At 40.4% G+C, this 19,522-nt stretch carries 13 protein-coding genes; 12 read left to right on the forward strand and 1 reads right to left on the reverse strand.

From position 1 onward, the window contains the following. Positions 1-7 precede the first annotated feature (7 nt). The 11 genes from BO48_RS11070 to BO48_RS11120 are packed head-to-tail and all read left to right on the forward strand — an operon-like array spanning position 8 to position 15,682. The gene (locus BO48_RS11070; protein ID WP_496367513.1) at positions 8-1,162 is read left to right on the forward strand and encodes a glycosyltransferase; all 1,155 of its coding nucleotides are present in this window, start codon (positions 8-10) and stop codon (positions 1,160-1,162) included. Next, positions 1,125-1,964: a glycosyltransferase family 2 protein gene (locus BO48_RS11075; protein WP_496367514.1), complete on the forward strand. Its 840-nt coding sequence runs from the start codon at positions 1,125-1,127 to the stop codon at positions 1,962-1,964. Before BO48_RS11070 ends, BO48_RS11075 begins: the two co-directional genes overlap by 38 nt. A gap of 41 nt (positions 1,965-2,005) precedes the next feature. After that, positions 2,006-2,785: an ABC transporter permease gene (locus BO48_RS11080; protein WP_496367515.1), complete on the forward strand. Its 780-nt coding sequence runs from the start codon at positions 2,006-2,008 to the stop codon at positions 2,783-2,785. Positions 2,786-2,829: 44 nt separating this feature from the next. Then, positions 2,830-4,533, forward strand: a complete 1,704-nt coding sequence (locus BO48_RS11085; RefSeq protein ID WP_496367516.1) for an ABC transporter ATP-binding protein — start codon at positions 2,830-2,832, stop codon at positions 4,531-4,533. Positions 4,534-4,551: 18 nt separating this feature from the next. Further along, on the forward strand, positions 4,552-6,387 hold the full coding sequence (locus BO48_RS11090) for a glycosyltransferase family 2 protein (protein WP_496367517.1): 1,836 nt from the start codon (positions 4,552-4,554) through the stop codon (positions 6,385-6,387). Between the two features lies 1 nt (position 6,388). Beyond that, entirely contained in the window at positions 6,389-8,419 is a 2,031-nt protein-coding gene (locus BO48_RS11095; RefSeq protein ID WP_496367518.1) for a glycosyltransferase family 2 protein, read from the forward strand. Between the two features lie 30 nt (positions 8,420-8,449). Further along, positions 8,450-9,808: an ATP-grasp fold amidoligase family protein gene (locus BO48_RS11100; protein WP_496367519.1), complete on the forward strand. Its 1,359-nt coding sequence runs from the start codon at positions 8,450-8,452 to the stop codon at positions 9,806-9,808. A gap of 31 nt (positions 9,809-9,839) precedes the next feature. Continuing rightward, entirely contained in the window at positions 9,840-11,459 is a 1,620-nt protein-coding gene (locus BO48_RS11105) for an acylphosphatase (RefSeq protein WP_496367520.1), read from the forward strand. 33 nt (positions 11,460-11,492) lie between these two features. After that, positions 11,493-13,142, forward strand: a complete 1,650-nt coding sequence (locus BO48_RS11110; RefSeq protein WP_496367521.1) for an acylphosphatase — start codon at positions 11,493-11,495, stop codon at positions 13,140-13,142. 22 nt (positions 13,143-13,164) lie between these two features. After that, positions 13,165-14,595, forward strand: coding sequence for an acylphosphatase (locus BO48_RS11115; protein WP_496367522.1), 1,431 nt, complete (start codon positions 13,165-13,167; stop codon positions 14,593-14,595). A gap of 49 nt (positions 14,596-14,644) precedes the next feature. Beyond that, positions 14,645-15,682, forward strand: a complete 1,038-nt coding sequence (locus tag BO48_RS11120) for a CapA family protein (protein ID WP_496367523.1) — start codon at positions 14,645-14,647, stop codon at positions 15,680-15,682. 253 nt (positions 15,683-15,935) lie between these two features. On the opposite strand, the gene BO48_RS11125 is transcribed toward BO48_RS11120, so the two are convergent. Continuing rightward, on the reverse strand, positions 15,936-17,606 hold the full coding sequence (locus BO48_RS11125; protein WP_496367524.1) for an ATP-binding protein: 1,671 nt from the start codon (positions 17,604-17,606) through the stop codon (positions 15,936-15,938). A 230-nt stretch (positions 17,607-17,836) separates the two neighbouring features. On the opposite strand from BO48_RS11125, the gene BO48_RS11130 reads away from it, so the two are divergent. Then, complete coding sequence (locus BO48_RS11130; RefSeq protein WP_496367525.1) at positions 17,837-19,486, forward strand: ATP-binding protein; 1,650 nt, start codon at positions 17,837-17,839, stop codon at positions 19,484-19,486. The last annotated feature ends 36 nt before the right edge of the window (positions 19,487-19,522 follow it).

Below are 19,522 nucleotides of genomic sequence, written 5' to 3' on the forward strand. Positions count from 1 at the left end.
ATACAATATGGAAACAAAAAAACGAGTGGTACACATGACTACCGTTCATCACCCTTACGACCCGAGAATCTACCATAAACAGTGCAAATCACTGGAGAACGCCGGTTTTGATGTCACGCTGATTGCACGACGTGACCCTAAAGGGAACGATGGTGATAAGACAATCAACCATATTTTACTTAAGACATATAAAAGCCGGTTGAAACGCATGGTTTTCGGCACAATCGATGCTTATAAAAAAGCAAAATCGATGAATGCGGATATCATCACTTTTCATGATCCGGAGCTGCTGCCCGCTGCATGGCTGCTTAAAAAGCAAAATCATGTGGTCATCTATGATATTCATGAAGACTACATTACGAGCATTATGCAAAAAGATTATTTAAGTGAACTTGTGAAAAAAATAGCGGCGTCCGGCTATAAATTAATGGAGAAATTCTTCACAAAGGGCATGGGACTGTCACTTGCTGAAAAGTATTACCAGGACATTTATCCAGACGGTGTATGGATACTGAACTATCCAACTGTCAATGAAAAATTCATCGAACATGAAAGAACCGGTGAAGTTGAAAACAAAGTATTGTACACAGGAAATGTTTCACATGTGCGCGGGGCAAGACACCATGCAAAACTCCCTGTAATCGATCCGGACGTCAATGTCCATTTTGTCGGCAAGTGTCCGAAGAGCCTCGCTGAAGAGATGTATGATGTAGCTGGTGAACATAAAAACAGACTTCATATAGAAGGCATCGACAGTTTTGTTGAAAAAGAAGTGATCGAAGAAAGATACCTTGAGAGAAACTGGCTGGCCGGCATCGCTCTTTTTCCACCGACAGAACACTATAAGAAAAAAGAGCTGACAAAGTTTTTTGAATATATGAATGCAGGTATCCCTGTCCTCTGTTCTGATTTCCCGGTGTGGAAAGCATTTGTGGAACGACATGAATGCGGTATAGCTGTAAATCCTGAAGACGACGAAGCGATAAAAGAAGCGATCGATTATCTTAAGAACAACCCGGAAGAAGCATCGAGAATGGGCAGAAACGGCAAAAAGGCCGTCATGGAAGAATTGAACTGGCAGACTCAGGAATATAAATTGATTCGCTGGTATAATGGACTGTTGAATGAAGGATTATCTTCCAACACGGGAGAGGAGGTCTGATAGTGTGACTCATGATAAAGAACCGGTAATTTCGGTGATTACTCCTGCATACAACTCAGAAGTATTCATCAAAGAAACGATTCAGAGTGTGTTAGATCAGACGTATTCCGACTGGGAAATGATTATTGTTGATGACCGCTCGAAGGACGATACGGTCAGTCTCATAAAGGAGATGCAGGACAAAGATGCCCGGATCAGACTGATAGAACTTGAGAAAAACTCAGGTTCGGCAGTCGCACGCAACACTGCGATTGAACATTCAAATGGCCGTTATATCGCATTTTTGGACAGTGACGACAGCTGGTATCCCGAAAAGCTGGAACGTCAGCTTAAATTTATGCAGGATGAAGATGTCGCATTTTCCTTTACAGAGTATGTCCGTACACTTGAAGATGGGACAGAAACAGATTATATTTCAAAAGCACCTGAGACAGTGGACTGGGACGCACTTATGAAACGTTGTGTCATCGGCTGCCTCACTGTAATGATAGATACTGAAAAGACTGGAGAGGTGCGCATGGTGGACATCCGCACCCGCCAGGATTATGCACTGTGGCTCAGTCTCACAAGACAGGGCCATACAGCATATGGTCTGCAGGAAGTACTTGCGAAGTACAGGGTGGTGGGCGATTCGATTTCAAGCAACAAATGGAAAGCTGCTAAAAGAAACTGGTATGTGTTCAGACACATCGAGGGTCAAAATCTGCCGAAAGCATTATGGTATTTTGGCCATTATGCGGTCATTGCGATCAAAGATTTGATTAAATATAAGATAGTTGTAAACAGAAAGGCCGGGAACTGAAATTTCGGTCGTTAGTAAACTAGGCGGTGTCATTTTTAATTATGAAAACTTATTTAAAGGAAATGTTGAATCGTAAGGACTTGTTATATTATTTAGTGAGATCCGGTTTAAAAGCAGAACACCGAAACAGTTACCTGGGTTACTTATGGTGGCTGCTTGATCCACTTCTTAACGCATTGGTTTTTTATTTTCTTATTGTAGTGATATTGGACCGGGGAGACACTGAGAACTTCCCGTTGTTCCTTGTCATCGGATTGATTGTATGGCGCTGTATCAGTACGACTTTGAACTCGTCATCAGGATCGATCATGAGATACAGTTCGATAGTGAGCCAGGTCTACCTGCCGAAATCACTGTTCCCGATATCATTTACACTGACCCAGCTGTTCAACTTCTCATTCGGGTTCATAGTGATTGCAGGCTTCCTTGCTTGGTTCCGTGTGATGCCCGGATGGGAAATCGTATTTCTGCCGCTGCTGATTATTATACAAACGACGTTCCTGCTTGCAATCGGGATGATTCTGGCCTATGTGACGGTGTTTGTAAGGGATATTGAGAACGTACTTCAGTATGTCACCCGGGCATTTTTCTACGCATCCCCGATCATCTGGGAAGGCGGCAGACTGCCGCCGGAGTACGGCTGGGCTGTCACATACAACCCAATTGCCGTCATCGTCACAGCCTACAGAGATATACTGATGTATGCGAGCCTGCCGAATTTCCTTGGTCTCGGCATCATTTTTGTAGTGTCCGCCGCGGTCATCGTCTATATGCTATGGTATTACAGCAGAAATGAATATAAGATAATCAAAGCGATGTAAGTGTTACAGCAAAATACGAAATTTATAAAAAGAGGGTTTTTGAATTGGCTGTACAGGAAGATTCAAAAATAAATGAAGAAACTGACAATAAAAAAACGGTCATTAAGTCTGAAGGCGTTGGTATCTCCTTCTTCTCAGGAAACCATGCTGCAGATTTCAAATCCAGAATACTCAACTTTTTTCAGACTTGGAAACTGCCGGAGAGAAATCTTGTCCATCCACTCAAAGATATAAGCTTTGAAGGGAAGGAAGGCGAAATACTCGGAATTATCGGTTCGAACGGTGCAGGGAAATCTACGCTGTCCAAAATAATCGCCGGTATTTTAAAAGAGGATTATGGTGTAATGGAAGTGAAGGGCAAAGTGACAGCGCTCTTTTCTTTCGGCATGGGGTTCAATCAGGAACTTCCCGGCAGGGAAAACGTTTATTTGAACGGTTTGATGCTAGGCATCGATAAAAAGGAAATCGACAGATACATTCAGGATATAAAGGACTTTTCAGACCTCGGCGATTTTTTCGAGCAGCCGATGAAGTATTATTCAAGCGGAATGAAATCAAGGCTCGGTTTCAGTGTGGCGGCCAACCTCCACCCAGAAATACTAGTCATCGATGAAGCATTGAATACCGGGGACGGAAAATTTTCACAAAAAGCCTCACAGAAGATGAAGTCGCTCGTAAAGGATGCGAAAATGGTCATCCTGGTCACCCACAGTCTGAGATATGCACAGCGGAACTGTAACAGGATCATGTGGCTCGATAACGGGGAAGTCCGGGAAATCGGCGACCCGAAGACGGTCATTGCGAATTACCGCGCGACTGTACCGAAGCGGAACATTCAAAGAAGGCGCGGCAAACTGCAGCTTAGAAAGACTGAAACGAATATGACGGACAATGTCGTTATCCGTGCGAATGATGTAAGTGTCAAATATAAGCTGACCACAGGTGATTTCTGGGCGTTGAAAGATGTTAATTTTGAAGTGAAGGAAGGCGAAGTTGTCGGCATCATCGGCCACAACGGTGCCGGTAAGAGCACGCTATGTAAAACACTCACCAAAATTCTGAGACCGGACGAAGGGCATATGGAGCTCTACGGAGAAACTTCGGCGCTGCTCGGCTACGGCACAGGTTTCAATCCCCATCTCACAGGCGAGGACAACATTTATCTGAATGCGCTTCTGCTGGGAATTCCAAAAAGCCGTGTGGATAAAAAATATGACAAAATCATTGAATTCACCGGGCTTGGCGACAAAGTCAAAAAGCCTGTAAAAGATTTTTCGAGCGGTCAGAAAGCACGTCTCGGCTTCAGTATCGCAGCCAATCTGCAACCCGATATATTCATCGTTGATGAAGCCCTGTCGACAGGTGACCTTGCGTTCCAGCAAAAAGCGAGCGAACGTATACAGGAAATGATGAGCCGGGCAAAAGTGGTGATCATCGTATCCCACAGCCTGTCATTCATTGAAAAAATATGTACCCGCGGTATATGGATGGACCAGGGACGGGTGATGTTTGACGGGACTGCAGAAGAAGCGGTATATAAGTACAAAGAATCTCAAGGGCTGCTTAAAAAACCGGTACAGAAACGTTCTGTCGGACGAAGACAGGGCGCCGTCAAGGGCCAGGTCAACAGAAGAGCCGCCAACAGACAGCAGCAGAAAGTGGTAAATAAGAAAGCCGGCCCTGGGACTGTGAACAGGAAGCAGCCGGGAAAGAATCAGGCAGTAAACCAGAAAACGACTAATAAATAGTATGAAAGTGGTGTTTTGATGCTGAAAAAATTAATATCAAAGCCTGTGGACTGGGTCGTCTATTCAGTGATGGGTGAAAAACAGCGGAAACAGATTGGTGATATGCTTTCAAAAAAACAGAAAGAAAATATCACCCGGCTGCTTAACGGTAAGAAGTTTCGTGAAAGACGGAAGCTGAAAGCATTGAAGCACCACTTGTATAATCTGGGATTCACCGAAAGAGCATTGAAAGATATGCGTGAATTTCTGGTGGAAACAGAGAATAGTGAAATGAAAAGACTCATCTCCTGGGAGATGAGTCTTTGGCACGCCAATAAAAATACTGTCGAAGGTGCCAAAGAGGCGGTAAAGTTTCTGCCGGAGGCGGCAGAAGGTGAAAATAGTCCTGATCAACTGAGAAGAATCATCATTGTCACTGCAGAATGCTTCGGCCGTCTGTCCCATAAAGAACATGCCCGTGAACTGCTGGAAAAACAACTGACCAGCGCCCCGCATCCAGATCTGTATCTTGCGCTGGCAAATCTTGAAGAAGATATCGAAGAACGCATGAAAATCATCAACAAAGCATTTGAGATATATAATTTAGAGCCGATCGGTTTTAAAACAGATTACAATACAGCGACTTACGATGATCTGGTTACATTATCTTCTGATAAAAACAAAAAAGTACATGAAGAACCGAAAGTTTCAGTGATTCTTCCAGCGTATAAAGCGGCGTTCGGAATCAGAATCGCAATAGAGTCTATACTTTCCCAGTCATGGCAGAACATAGAACTGCTCGCTGTGGATGACTGCAGTCCGGATGACACAGTTGAAACCATCAGGGAATATGCGAGGAAAGATCCAAGGGTAAAACTGTTGTCCACACCAACCAACAGCGGTCCGTATACAGCAAGAAACATCGCTATGAAAGAAGCGACGGGTGAGTTCATCACGATCAATGATGCGGATGACTGGTCCCACGAACAGAAGATTGAAATGCAGGTCAGACATCTATTGGAAAATGATAAAGTCATCGCAAATACTTCAGAACACGCAAGATTGACTGAAGATTTGACATTGTACAGAAGAGGGACGCCCGGCAAATATATATTTCCGAATATGTCGTCGATCATGTTCAGAAAAGATCAAGTACTTGAAAAAATCGGCTACTGGGACAGTGTGCGTTTTGCAGCAGACGGTGAATTCAAGAGACGGCTGATCAAAACATTCGGGCAGAAAAGTTATGTTGACTTGAAATCCGGACCGTTGTCACTGCCGAGACAATCCGTATCGTCACTGACCGGCAGTTCGGCATTCGGTTATGACGGATTTTTCATGGGCGTCAGAAAAGAGTATGTCGAGAGCCTTGAATATTATCATGATTCGGCAGACGGTCTCTACTACCCCTATCCCCAGGTGAGACGGCCATTCCCGGTGCCTGAACCGATGTGGCCTGTACGAGAAGGAAAAACAGACGGTTACAGAGATTTTGATGTCGTTTTGACAGGAGATTTCAGAAAGAACAGTACTGGACATATTTACAAAATCAATGAACTGAAAAAGGAATATGGACGCATTGGACTGGTGCAGCTTTATGAATATGATCTAAACTTCCAAAGCGGCATTCAGCAGAATATACGGAATGTACTGGATGGTAATAAAGTGCAGATGCTTGTCTATGGTGAGAAAATCAGGACAAGGCAACTGATTATAACAGAGCCTGAACTGCTGCTTACATGGCAGAAATACCGGCCGGAAATAAAGGCGGAAAATGTCACGGTAAAAAACATGGAAACGGTTGAAAGCAGATATAAAGCACAGGCCTTGGAGCGGATCGAAGAGTATTTCGGTAAAAGAGCGGAGGATGTTTAGGATGCTTAAACAAGAACAGCTCGCAGCGGAACTGCAGCAGCTGCAGGCCGTGCTTGCAAGAAGCGAGGCAGAAAAAGCAGAATCCATCCACGACCTGAAAACAGCACAGATGGAATTCAATGCCGCAGAAAAATTCATCAATAATGCAAAAAACATCCCTGGAAATTTAAAGGGGTTTGTCCGTACGACCGGTGCCTACGCACTCGGCAGAAGAAACCGTAAACAGCTGTACAGTCCTTCCTACAGAAGAAAAGATGCACAGAATAAGCTGAAGCAGTATACTTATCATCTGTACGAACTGGGTTTTACCAAAAGAGCGCTGAAAGATCTGGAACAGCTGTATGAAACAACGAAAAATAATAATTTGAAAAAAGCGATCGCCTGGGAGCTCACACTCTGGCACGCCAATAAATACACCGAAACAGGTGCAGAGCAGGCATTTGTATACTTACCGCAGGCAGTGCACGGCGTTAAGGACAAAGATTTTTTAAGAAGAGCCGCAATCATCGCTGCAGAATGTGCAGACAGGCTGGACCATAGAACGTCTGCCAGGAAAATTTTGAAGACGGTCATGCACCAAAACCATCCGGATATCTATCTTGCGATGGCGAACTTGGAAGAAGGTCTGGATGAACGTACAAAGTGGGTGAATAAGGCAATCAGCGTTTATAATCTTTCACCCATTGAATTTAACGGCAGCACATACGAGGACCTGACGGCAGTAAGACCGCGCAAGGCACACGGACCGAAAGTCACGGTAATCATGCCGGCATACAATGCTGCAGAGGGGATTGCTACAGGAATCGATTCGATTCTCAGTCAGACATGGAAAAATATCGAACTTCTCGTCGTTGATGACTGCAGTTCTGACAATACTAGAGAAGTGGTTGAAAGATATGCAGAAAAAGACGACAGGGTAAAGCTTCTGTCTACAGTTGGAAACAGCGGGCCATATGTTGCAAGAAATATCGCATTGAAAGAAGCAACGGGTGACTTCGTCACGATCAATGATGCTGATGACTGGTCTCACCCCGAAAAGATTGAAACCCAGGCGAACCATCTGATGGAAAATGAAGACATCATTGCCAACACATCCGCCCATGCAAGATTAACCGAAGAGCTGAAACTGCACAGAAGAGGGACTCCCGGAACTTATATTTTTTCAAATATGTCATCATTGATGTTCAGAAGACGGCAAGTTTTAGAAAATATCGGTTACTGGGATACTGTACGTTTTGCAGCAGACAGTGAGTATAAGAAAAGAATTGCTGCTGTTTTTGGAAATAGCGCAGTAAAAGATCTCGACAGCGGTCCATTATCTTTTCCAAGACAGTCTGCAGGGTCACTGACAAGCAGTTCAGCCTTCGGTTATAAAGGATTTTTGATGGGCATTAGAAAAGAATATGCAGAAGTGCACAGACGGTTCCATAATAATACAGACAGACTCGCGCTGTGTTACCCATTCAATCAGACCGATCGCAGATATCCAGTACCTGAACCGTTGTGGACGAAAAAAGAAGAAAAAACAGACGGCTATAGACATTTCGATGTCGTCATCATAGCAGATTTCAGATTGGACAGAGGCCGTCATCAGGACACCATCAAGGAAATACAGCTCAATAAAAAGCGGGGGCTCCGTACAGGGCTCGTGCAGATGGCGCATTATGATTTCAGCATCAAAAAGGAAATCGATGACAGTATCAGGCAGCTGATAGACGGCAGCCAGATACAGATGGTTGTTTATGGAGAATTTATCAATGCTGATGCAATGATTATTAAACACCCAGGCGTATTTGAAGAACATCAGGAATATATACCGGTCGTCAGAGCAAAAGTTGTTCGGGGTGTTATAGAAGATACTTTCAATGAGTTGAGACAATGTACTCGAAATGCTTCAGAATATGCAGGCAAAGAGGTAAAATGGTATCCAGTAAATGATAAAGTGCGTGAAACCATCAATAAAAAGCATATCAGACTGACAGCTGACAACTGGACAGACTATACGCACAGGCTGGATGACTGGATCATTTAAAACTCTGTGAAGAAGAAGGCGGTGAAAATTATGGCTGACAGTAAAGAAAAGAAAAGTCACAAGCTGATCAAAGCGTTGATTCAGACAAAAGCTGAAATAGACAAAGCTGAGCGGGAAAAATCTGCAGCAGATAAACGTACACATCAGATTAAAAGCAGCAGGACATATAAATCAGCAGGGCCGTTGAAAAAACTGGGGAAAAAGAATGCAGTTGATAATGAAATCCGCATACTTGAGGAAGAATTGAAAACTACACGTAAAGAACTCCTGGAAACCAAAGAAGCACTTCAGCTGGCGAAATTGGACAGTACTTCAATGAACAGCATCAAAATTCAAAAATCTGTAAGAGAAATGAAAAATGATGCCAATCTCATCGATTATATAGAAAAAGCGGTCAGACAGAAGAACCGCCATGATGAAAACTACAACCAGGCACTTACATATGCCGGAAGGTTATTTATGAATGAACAGGATGACTACAAGTCGGCAATCTATTCAACGCTTCTTCCAGGCCTTAAAATCGAAGATATTCCTGAATTCATGATGAGAGAGGCCCTGACAGATAACATGCAGCTGAAAGACGCTGCCTCGTTCAGGGCGAGCCTGAACATGAGAATCAGACAGTACCAGCTGACAGGGTTCCTGCCTGAATATGTACTGGATGACAAGCAGACAGCTTATGAATTCATGGACAGACTGAAAATCAGAAGACCGTGGACGGAAGGAAGAACGTATCGCGCAGAAGCGCTCCCTTTCGAAGTGTCGACAGTGATCAAACCCGCTGACGGAGCAGGGGCGAGAGGCGTATACCTCATCCATGACTTTAATGATATAATTGACCTCAAACGTGCAAGGGCGCTCGACGGCAAAGAAGCCTTGATTGCAAGCATGAAGGCAGACATTGAAAGCGGCTGGGTGGAAGCAGACGACTGGATGATGGAAGAACTCATCATGGAAGACAGGGAGAATAAAATCCCGGGAAGCGACATCAAGTTCTACTGCTTCTATGGGAAAGTAGGCCTTATACTTGAAATCAACAGATATCCTGAGCTGAAATACTGTTGGTGGACAGCGGATGGCAGGCGGGTTCACACAGGGAAATATGACAATGAACCATTTAATGGTGAAGGTGTCACCAAAGAAGAGATTGAAATGGCAGCAAAGATAAGTGAAGAGATTCCAGCCCCTTTCATACGAATAGACTTCTTGAGATCTGAAGATGGACTTATATTCGGTGAATTCACGCCAAAACCGGGAAATTATGACGATTTTGATGTTGAGACCGACCAGTGGATGGGAGATTATTTCCTTGAAGCGGAAGGCAGGCTGACGTACGATTTAATCAATCACAAAACGTTCGGAACATATATGGACTTAAGCCAAAGATAGACGAGTGTTTAGAATTTAGGAGGACTTACGAATGGAAGAGAATAGAACGGAATGGTTGCCGCATTTATCAAATGAAGTTGTTTCTGAAGTTGAAGGTAACTTTCTGGACGCATATGCCGTAGCTCTTGAAGGATGGCGCAGAGGATTGAAGTTAAGATGGCATGTGAAAGACTCTGAAAAGTTTAAGGAAATGGAAACGTGGTTTGTTGAGCGTCCCGGGCAGCTTTTTTCATTGAGCTCTAAAGAAGAGAAGCATTATTTCTTCAGATCCCGCGGAGACAAAGTGACAAATGAAGCTGTTCAGATCGGCAGAAACAAAGAAAAGACAAATGACTCCCTTAAAGATGCAGGTGTATTGATACCTGAAGGAAAGCGTTTCGCTGAAGGAGCGCAGGATGAAGTGCTGATCAGTTACGCAGAAGACCTGGGATATCCCATCGTATTAAAGCCGACTGACGGCAGTTTTGGAAGAGGTGTCGTCTCCAATATAACGAGCTCAGGAGAACTCCAGAATGCACTTGTCTATGTACGTGAAGAACTCGGCTATAGAGATGTCATCATAGAACAATATATCGAAGGTGAAGACTACAGATTATATGTAGTCGGCAAGCAGGCAATCGCAGCAATGCACCGTATCCCTCCCAATGTTACAGGGGATGGAAGCTCTACCATCAAACAGCTGATTAAACAGAAAAATGAAATCAGGAACGATAACCCAAGACTGATCAGCTGCCCGATAATTGTCAATGACGAAACGAAAGATTATCTGGCAAGAAAAAATTATAATTTGAAGACTGTGCCAAATGCAGGCGAGCAGGTCTTTCTCAGTGATAAAGCAAATATTTCAATCGGCGGCGACCCTGTCGATATATTCGATGAAATATCACAGGAAGTGAAAGATTCGGCGGTGGACGCCTTAAAAGCAGTACAAGGCTTGGAGCATGGTGCAGTGGATATGATTCTGGATAAAAATGAGAAAGCATATGTTATAGAATTGAATCCAACATCACAGCTTGGCGGATTACTGTTTCCAATCAAAGGGAAATCGAGAGATGTACCTTCAGCGATTATTGACTACTATTTTCCGGAGACTGAAAATCACGACATTGACAGGACACGCGCCTATTTTGATTTTTATGATGTACTCGACCCGCTGCAATCCAGAGATGCTGCAACAACGACTGTCACACCATCTCCGTCTGGAAAAATTTTTGCGAAGAAGTATTTTGTCACAGGCGATGTTCAAAATATCGGTTATCACCGTGGACTGAGGAAACAGGCATTTGAAAGATACCTTCATGGTTCCGTCATGAATCTTGAAGATGGGGGAATCGAAGTCATTGTCGGTGGTACAGACCCTGCGATGGTCGATGATTTTGAAAATGGATTTTGGGAAGATGAAGAGAGGGCTCAAGTATTTGAAATCGAGAAAGAGGAATACAAAGGGCCGATCAAAGTCGGATTTGAAATTAAAACAGATCTGAAAACACAGTTGAAAGAATTGAAGGAATATAAAAGAGAACTGGATATTACTGAATATGAAAGAAAGAAAGCGGAAGTTGAGAACAGAAAATTTCATCGCAGTACTTCCTGGAAAGTCACACTGCCAGTGCGTCTGGCGGGCGGAGTAATTAAAAAGTTCAAAAAATAAATATTTAAAAGATTCCACAGGGAGGAATTATAAATGGAAGGAAATGAAGGCATCAGCCTGCCTCAACTGACCGGAGATATTGTTAAGAATGCCAGAAAAACACGTCTGGATGCATTTGCTGTTGCCATAGAAGGCTGGCGCAGAGGTCTTAAATTGACATGGTATACAAAAGACTCAGAACATTTCGATGATATGATCATTTTTGGTGTCAATCCGCCGGGGAGATTGTTTTCCCTGTCCAGCGATGAGAAAACACATTATTTCTTTAGGACGCGCGGAGACCTGGTTTCCAATGAAGCAGTGGAAGTCGGTTCAGAAAAAGATGAGACAAAAGAAATTTTACTGGAAAAAGGCGTTCCTGTACCTCTGGGTAAAGGATTTCCACCGGAAGCAACAGATGAAGAGATTATCGAGTATTCAAAAACAATTGACTATCCAATCGTTTTTAAACCCACGAATGCCAGTCAGGGTAACGGTGTCGTCACGAATATACAGGATGATGAAGGTTTCCTGAAGGCATTGAAGTATGTCCGTCATGATCTGGGTTATAAGGAAGTCATAGTAGAACAGCATGTCGAAGGCGAAGAATACAGGGTTTATGTAGTGGATGACAAAGTGGTCGCAATCTATAACAGGAAACCTGCAAATATCATCGGTGACGGCAAGCATGACATCGAAGAACTGATCGGTTTGAAGAACAGGGAAAGACGAAAGAATGCCCGTCTGAACAGCTGTTTGATTGAAATGGATATAGAAATTCTGGAATTCATCCAGGAGGCCGGCTACGCTCTGACGAGCATACCTGAAAAGGGAGAACGCATTTATCTCAGACAAAAAACGAACGTGTCGACAGGGGGAGACCCGTTAGATGCAACAGATGACCTGTCAGATGAGATTAAACAGATTGCTGTAGATGCTCTAAAGGCATTACCCGGTTTTATACACGGTGGGGTAGATATCATCGTAAATGAAAATAGAGCTCAAAATGTGCCCGCAGTAGTCATAGAATTGAATCCGACTGCGCAGATTGGCGGTGCACTATTCCCGCTCAGAGGGACTGCACGTGACGTTCCAGGTGCAATCATAGATTATTATTTTCCGGAAACTGCACATATTGATACATCCGAATCCAAGGTGTACTTCGATTTCATCAATGTACTTGAGCCTCTTGAAAATCGATCGGCGATTGAAGTTGAAGTATCACCCGCACCCATGGGCAAACTTCACATCAAGCGATTCGTAGTGACAGGTCAGGTACAACGTCACAATTATCACCGCTGGCTGAAACAAAGCGCCCTTGACAGGAATCTGCATGGTTATGTGAAGAATACTGTATTTAATGAAATTGAAATTGTGATTGCAGGAACCGACCCGTCAGTTATAAATGATTTTAAAGAACAAATTTCAAATTATCCCCAAGCTTCCAAAGTCAACAATATCACTGAAGAAAAATGGGATGAGCCGGTGACGGTCGGTTTTGAGATTACAGAGAAGTACAATACAAGAAGTGTAAAATCAGTTCAGCATGCATTACGCAGGATGAATAAAGATCTGACTCATCTGAAAAAACAAAGAGACAGAGTTGTTAAGGACAATAAGCATATATTGAACAGTTCATCATGGAAGTTCACATCTCCACTGAGAACACTGGGTGAAAAGGTCAAAAACAGAAAGTCACAGTAGACTTTAGTTACGGAGGGATTAAATGGCAGATTTTTATCCATTTTGGCTGGACAAAGAAATGCTGAAAGGTGTACGCAGATTCAATATAGATGCCTATTTGGTAGCACTTGAAGGCTGGCGCAGGGGGTTATCCCTGACCTTCTATGAACACCGTACTGCTAAAACGAACATGAAATTGATCGGCTTTGATCCGGTCGGTAAACTGTTCTCACTTTCGTCAGAAGACAAGAAACACTTCTTCTACAGGACAAGAGGAGATAAAATATCCAATGAAGCGGTCGATATCGGTACTGATAAAGAACTGGCAAAAAAATATCTGGTAAATGCAGGTGTACCCGTTCCTGAAGGGTTTAGCTTCACAAGCGAAACGTCTGTAGAAGAAGTGACAGAATTAATATTTCAAAAAAACAGCCCCTTCGTATTGAAACCAACCTTCGGCAGTCTTGGCAAAGGCGTGACAACTAACATCCAGACGAAGGAATTTTTCCAGGAAAGTCTGGAGTATATTAAAGAAACATTTGACTATAGCGATTTTATTGCAGAACAGCATATCGAGGGAGAAGACATCCGTGTTTATGTGGTCGGTGATGAAATCGCAGCTGCAACTAAACGTATTCCAGCCAATGTGACCGGAGATGGTACAAGTTCAATCAAAGAACTCATTGTTGCTAAAAATACATCGAGAAAAGAAAATCCGCATACAGTGACCAGACTGATTAAAATTGATGACAGAATGAAAGATTATCTGAAGAAACAGAATCTGCAGCTGTCTCATGTGCCGGATAAAGGCGAAACAGTTTATCTGAAAGGTGAAAGCAATATTTCTGCAGGTGGAGATTCAATTGATGTCACTGACTCGATCAGGCCTGATGTCAGAGAAGTTGCTGTTGCCGCTGTAAAAGCCATTCCGGATCTGCACCATGCAGGGGTCGATATGATTGTAAACGATGAAGATGCGGTTGTTATTGAAATTAATTCTACAGGAAGTACCGCTCTGCATACTTTCCCATTGTTCGGTGAATCACAGAATGTAGCAGAAAAAATAATTGATTATTATTTTCCAGAAACAAAGAATCAGATAAGAAGTAACATGCTTTACTTCGATTACAGAATCATCCTTAAGCAGTTAAGAAGTAACTCCATCAAACAGATTGAGATTACCGATGCGCCGGTGGGTGAGCTCTATGCCAAGCGCTATATCATTTCTGGCAAAGTTCAAAAAGTCGATTATAGGATATGGGCTGAAAATAATGCAATCAGAGAAGGACTCCACGGCTATGCGCGTAATTTGAAAAATGGTGATGTTGCAGTGGTCGTCGCTGGTCTGGACAAGTATAAGGTAGATAATTTTAAACATCTTTGTTATAAAGGGCCGGAACGTGCAAGCGTAAAAAATGTCAGAGAATTTGTATGGAAAAGCAGAATTAGAATAGGGTTTGAAATAAAGAATTAGTGCATTTTTAATTATTAAATTGTCATAATATTTTATGCGGAGGTTTACAATGTCCAAAATTAAATTAACAGCAACAGGTGACGTGATTTTACATTCTAGAGTATATGATATAAGTAAAAAGAAAAATGGTGGATATGATTTCACAGATAAGATGGCTCCAGCAAAAAAATTATTAGAAGCAGGTGACATATCAGTAGTAAATTTAGAAGCACTTGTAGCAGGAGAAGAGATTGGATTACAATCGTTCCCGAAATTCAATAATCCTGCAGAACTTGCTGAAAACCTAAAATCATTTTCTACAGATCTGATTACAAATTCAAATAATCATACTATGGATTTTGGAGAAGAAGGAGCTTTAAAATCTATTGAGAATATAGAAAAAGCTGGATTAATGTATGTTGGTTCTCATAAATCAAAGAAAGATCAAAAAGAGTGGAGAATAATTGAAAAAAATGGAATAAAGTGTGCGTTTCTCTCTTATAGTGCAGTTAATTTAGGTGACTTTCCTCCGAAAGGTAAAGAGTATCTATTGAATAGAATTGTGAATGGTAGAACTAAAAAAGTAAGAGGAGATATTGAGCAATTAAAAAAAGAAAAACAGATTGATATAGTGATAGTTTCTGTGCATTTTGGACGAGAATATCCACTCTATCCTGGTTCATTGCAAAAAGAGATGGCAAACTCTATTTCCGACGCAGGAGCAGATATTATTATTGGACACCACCCACATGTTCTTCAACCGGCAGAATGGATCACTAATTCAAGAGGGAAGAAGACATTTGTGATTTATTCTTTAGGGAATTTTTATTCCGGACAAAAAGGTCTGTATAGACAAATAGGCGGAGCTTTAAATCTTGATATTGTCAAAGAATCTGGTAAAGCTAATATCAAGATTGAGAATCCAGTATTAGACCTTACTTATGTAGAAGCCGATAGAAAAAGTAATTATCAGATGCATCATTTACTAGATTATATTGAAAAGAATCCTTATATAAAAACAGCGCATGATGAATTTGACTCTTTAGAAGTTTATAGTGAATTATCCAGTAGATTTAAAAGTTGGATGCCAGAAATTAAGTTGCAATAATCTAAAGGTTCAGGGACAATAATGCCAATCCAGTTTTCGATTTTGACCTTGCGCATCCTACGTAGCAAAAATTGTCGGAACGACAAATTCACCTTCAAGTTGCAGAAGACCGTTCTTGGTTGGGTGGTTACTTACATTGTGTAAGAATGGCTTTTTTTGTCTTCTACTTATATAGAGAATTCCCCCGCAGTAAAATATGAATTTTACTGCGGGGGAATTTGCTTTTAGCTAAAAATTATGTCTCACCTTGTCTTTATTTTTTGAACTTTCCAAGTACTCTTAATGGTTTAGTGACCTTCCATGATGTACTGCCTTCAACATGTTTGATTTTCTTTTTAAGCTGTTCATTTTGGCGTTTTGTAAGTTCCATAACACTTTCTTTTTGTTCATACTCTGATAATTTGCGAATTAATTTTTGATAGTCATTTTTAAGATTACTATATCTTTCTAAATAAATATTAGAAGGATTATCATTTGTTTTTTGTGAAGTTTCTGACTCTACGATTTTAAATCCATGTGCAATTGCTGTATTTCTATTTTTTTCGGTAATAGTTGCATTTTTAAATAATTGAGTACTATATTTTTTGAGTCGTGTATAAAATAGTTCAACCTGGTTCTTATTGCCGCCAACAATTATAGCTATGTTAGAATTTTTTAAAGGTTTAATATAACCATTAAGATGATAATTAAATGCAAACTTCCTGATTCGATGAGCGAACGACTCTGAATAGTTTACGCCTGACACTATATAACGCTTCAAAGTAATTGGGGACTTAGGAAATTTAGGTAGCATTATGCTGCCTACATCTCTTGACAAAATTGATTTATGGATAAAGTCATAATCTATATAAAATTTACTAGATTCTTTACGAGAATAATTTCTTGTTTCAGGGAAGTAATAATCAATGATAGCTGAAGGAATATCTCTTGCCTTTCCATAAGAAGGGAATAAATGTGTTCTGATGTGAGCTCTAGTGTTTATTTCTATAACTACTCCTGTGTTATTATCTTTGTCAATCATCATATCTACTCCAGCCTGTACTAAAGTAGGTATGGATTTTGTAGCATCAATTGCAATTTGTTTCAATTCATCACTAGTTTCATCAGTCACATCTACAGCTTCTCCTCCAGATGAGACATTACTTTTTGATTTCAGAAAAATGAACTCTCCATCATTTGGGACAGACTGCATTGTATATCCTAACCTTCTCAATAATTCTTTGGTTTCGGAGTCTACTTTGATAGGCATATTTTTAACAGAAGGGATTTTACTACGTTCTTCATTTTTCTTTTTTAGTAAATTTTGAATAGTATCTTTACCATTTCCTTTTACACTAGCAGGATCCCGTTTAAAAACCCCTATTACTTCGTCACCCACAACATAAAAACGATGATCTTCACCTTCAAAATATTTTTCAACGATTACGTTTTTACTATTTAATTCATTTCTTACATATTTAAGAGCATGTACCATTTCTTCGTCATTTTTAATATTTGCAATGACTCCGGTGCCACCTGTTCCATCTATTGGCTTTAAAACAAGAGGGTAGCTTGCTTTTCTAGAGTAATCTAAAATATCATCATCACTATCATATTCATCAAAACTTTCTCCTTTGGGTGTTGCGACTCCTGCTTTGATTAAATATTCTTTTGCAGTATGTTTATTTTTAGTTATATCTTTGGCTTCAGCAGAAACCAAATCGCCTCTAGTGATACTGAATCTATGAGTTTTGTTTTTATCACTGATAAAATATGTTGGTACAAGCGAGCCTGATTTTTGTTTATTATATCTTATAGTAACATCTAAGCCTCTTCTCCAAGCCTCGAGAATTATTGTATATGAACTTAACATGTAATTATGGGCACTTTCTGGAACGCAGTTTTTAAGATGTGGTAAAAATCTGCTATCATCTGTATTTTTCAAAACCTCAACCCTTTCACGAAATAACAAAATATATAATAAATCTCTATTATATTAACATAATCCGTTAACTTTTTCATTTACACACATAGCTTTCAACGACAATTTGAAATTGTTTTTGATAAGGGTAAGTATTGTATTGAAGTATATAAATTTGATTAATTGTATTATAATTATATAATAATGATTCATATTTAATAGAATATAGATTATATATTGGAGATGAAATATATATGAACTTCCAAAATCAATTAAAACATTTAGTAAATTCTATACCAAAAGATGTTATCACTTATCAAACTTCATTTTATGTAGTGGCATTAGAAGGTTGGCGTAGAGGGTTAAAATTAAAATTTTATAATAACAGGCGTGGAGGAAGCACTCCTTCGACAGCCATAACTTATTCGCTTTCTGATGGAGAGAACGAATACCATTTCGTTTGCGCGAGAGGAACGAAGACGACAAAAGAAGCTATCTCAAAAGCAGAAAATAAAAGTACGGCGTATGAATATATGAAGGCGAACGGTGTTCCAGTCCCGGAAACAAAAACATTTAAGTATAGCGAGACATCCATCGAGGAAATGTGTGATTATGCTGAATCGATTGGTTATCCTGTTGTTGTGAAACCTCCTAATTATGGAGGAGGCAAAGGGGTTATCACCAATATCGTCTCAAGAGAGAAACTCCAAAATTCATTATTAGAGGTAGAAAAAGAATTAGGGGTAAAAAGAATCATTATTGAAAAATACTTTGAGGGCGGATATGATTATCGATTTTATGTTATGGGTGATGAAGTGCTTGCAGTAACTATCAATTATCCGTCCAACGTCTTAGGAGATGGGCAGAAGAATATTAAAGAACTGATTGAAGAAAGAAATATCGAAATAAAAAACAATGTGGCAACGAAAAATCGTTTTATAACTATTGATGCTGAAATGAAAAATCATTTAAAAGAAAACAACCTGTCGTTGGAATCTATACCTGCAAAAGACGAAAGGATCTTCCTCCGAAAACATGGCACGCACTTAGGGACTCGTCTTAACACGGCATGTACGGATAGTATAGATCCTAAGTTTAAGCAATATGCTGTGGATGCTTTAAATTCGATTCCGGGTTTACCGACCGGTTCGATCGATATGATTATTAACGAAGAAAAGAACGAAGGGATAGTTAATGAAATCAACACCAAGGGAGAAATTATGATGCATGTTATCCCTTTGGAAGGTCAAGCAGTAGATATCCCTAAATATTTGATGGATTATTACTTTCCTGGTTCTCGAAAGATAAATGACCATTTTTATTTTGAATATAAACCTGTTAAAGAATTATTTTTAAATGGTCATGCTGATGAAATTACAATTCCCAGGTATCCGCATGAGGACCAGTATGAAACCACTTTTAATTTGAAAGGGAAGCGTTTAGGACCTCTATATTTAAAGAAATTAAAAAGGAAAGCTGCAAGTTTATATTTAAAGGGGCAGATTAAATCTATATCAAGAGAACAAGTAGAAATATTTTTGGTGGGTAATAAAGAAAAGCTCAAAATATTTGAAGATTATATATACAACTCGGAAACTGAAAAATCTAAAATCCATGAAGTGAGCTCGACTGATGCGACAAAGTTTGAAAATACAATCTCAGTTGAAATTGAAATCATGGATAATTTTAGTCCAAAAACAAGAAAACAAAAAACAAAGTCGAAAGACAAGAACGATAAATTTAATAGTAAAGCTTATAAGGAAAGGCTATTAAAAAAAATAGAAGATCAAGGTAAAGAAATAGTTGACTTAACTAGAGAAATAGAAGATATACGAAGTAGTAAATCATGGAGATTAACCCGACCACTTAGAAAGATAAACAGAAAGATAAACAGAAAGAAATAAGAAGATTGGTTATAGAAAATTTAAATTTTAGAGTAT

The sequence above is a fragment of the Lacicoccus kunmingensis DSM 17847 genome, from assembly GCF_059568765.1.

What these genes read in the sequence shown, in the direction of transcription:
- BO48_RS11070 (WP_496367513.1), top strand. Translation starts at nt 8, where the DNA reads ATGGAAACAAAAAAACGAGTGGTACACATGACTACCGTTCATCACCCT.
- BO48_RS11075 (WP_496367514.1), top strand. Translation starts at nt 1,125, where the DNA reads ATGAAGGATTATCTTCCAACACGGGAGAGGAGGTCTGATAGTGTGACT.
- BO48_RS11080 (WP_496367515.1), top strand. Translation starts at nt 2,006, where the DNA reads ATGAAAACTTATTTAAAGGAAATGTTGAATCGTAAGGACTTGTTATAT.
- BO48_RS11090 (WP_496367517.1), top strand. Translation starts at nt 4,552, where the DNA reads ATGCTGAAAAAATTAATATCAAAGCCTGTGGACTGGGTCGTCTATTCA.
- BO48_RS11095 (WP_496367518.1), top strand. Translation starts at nt 6,389, where the DNA reads ATGCTTAAACAAGAACAGCTCGCAGCGGAACTGCAGCAGCTGCAGGCC.
- BO48_RS11100 (WP_496367519.1), top strand. Translation starts at nt 8,450, where the DNA reads ATGGCTGACAGTAAAGAAAAGAAAAGTCACAAGCTGATCAAAGCGTTG.
- BO48_RS11105 (WP_496367520.1), top strand. Translation starts at nt 9,840, where the DNA reads ATGGAAGAGAATAGAACGGAATGGTTGCCGCATTTATCAAATGAAGTT.
- BO48_RS11110 (WP_496367521.1), top strand. Translation starts at nt 11,493, where the DNA reads ATGGAAGGAAATGAAGGCATCAGCCTGCCTCAACTGACCGGAGATATT.
- BO48_RS11115 (WP_496367522.1), top strand. Translation starts at nt 13,165, where the DNA reads ATGGCAGATTTTTATCCATTTTGGCTGGACAAAGAAATGCTGAAAGGT.
- BO48_RS11120 (WP_496367523.1), top strand. Translation starts at nt 14,645, where the DNA reads ATGTCCAAAATTAAATTAACAGCAACAGGTGACGTGATTTTACATTCT.
- BO48_RS11130 (WP_496367525.1), top strand. Translation starts at nt 17,837, where the DNA reads ATGAACTTCCAAAATCAATTAAAACATTTAGTAAATTCTATACCAAAA.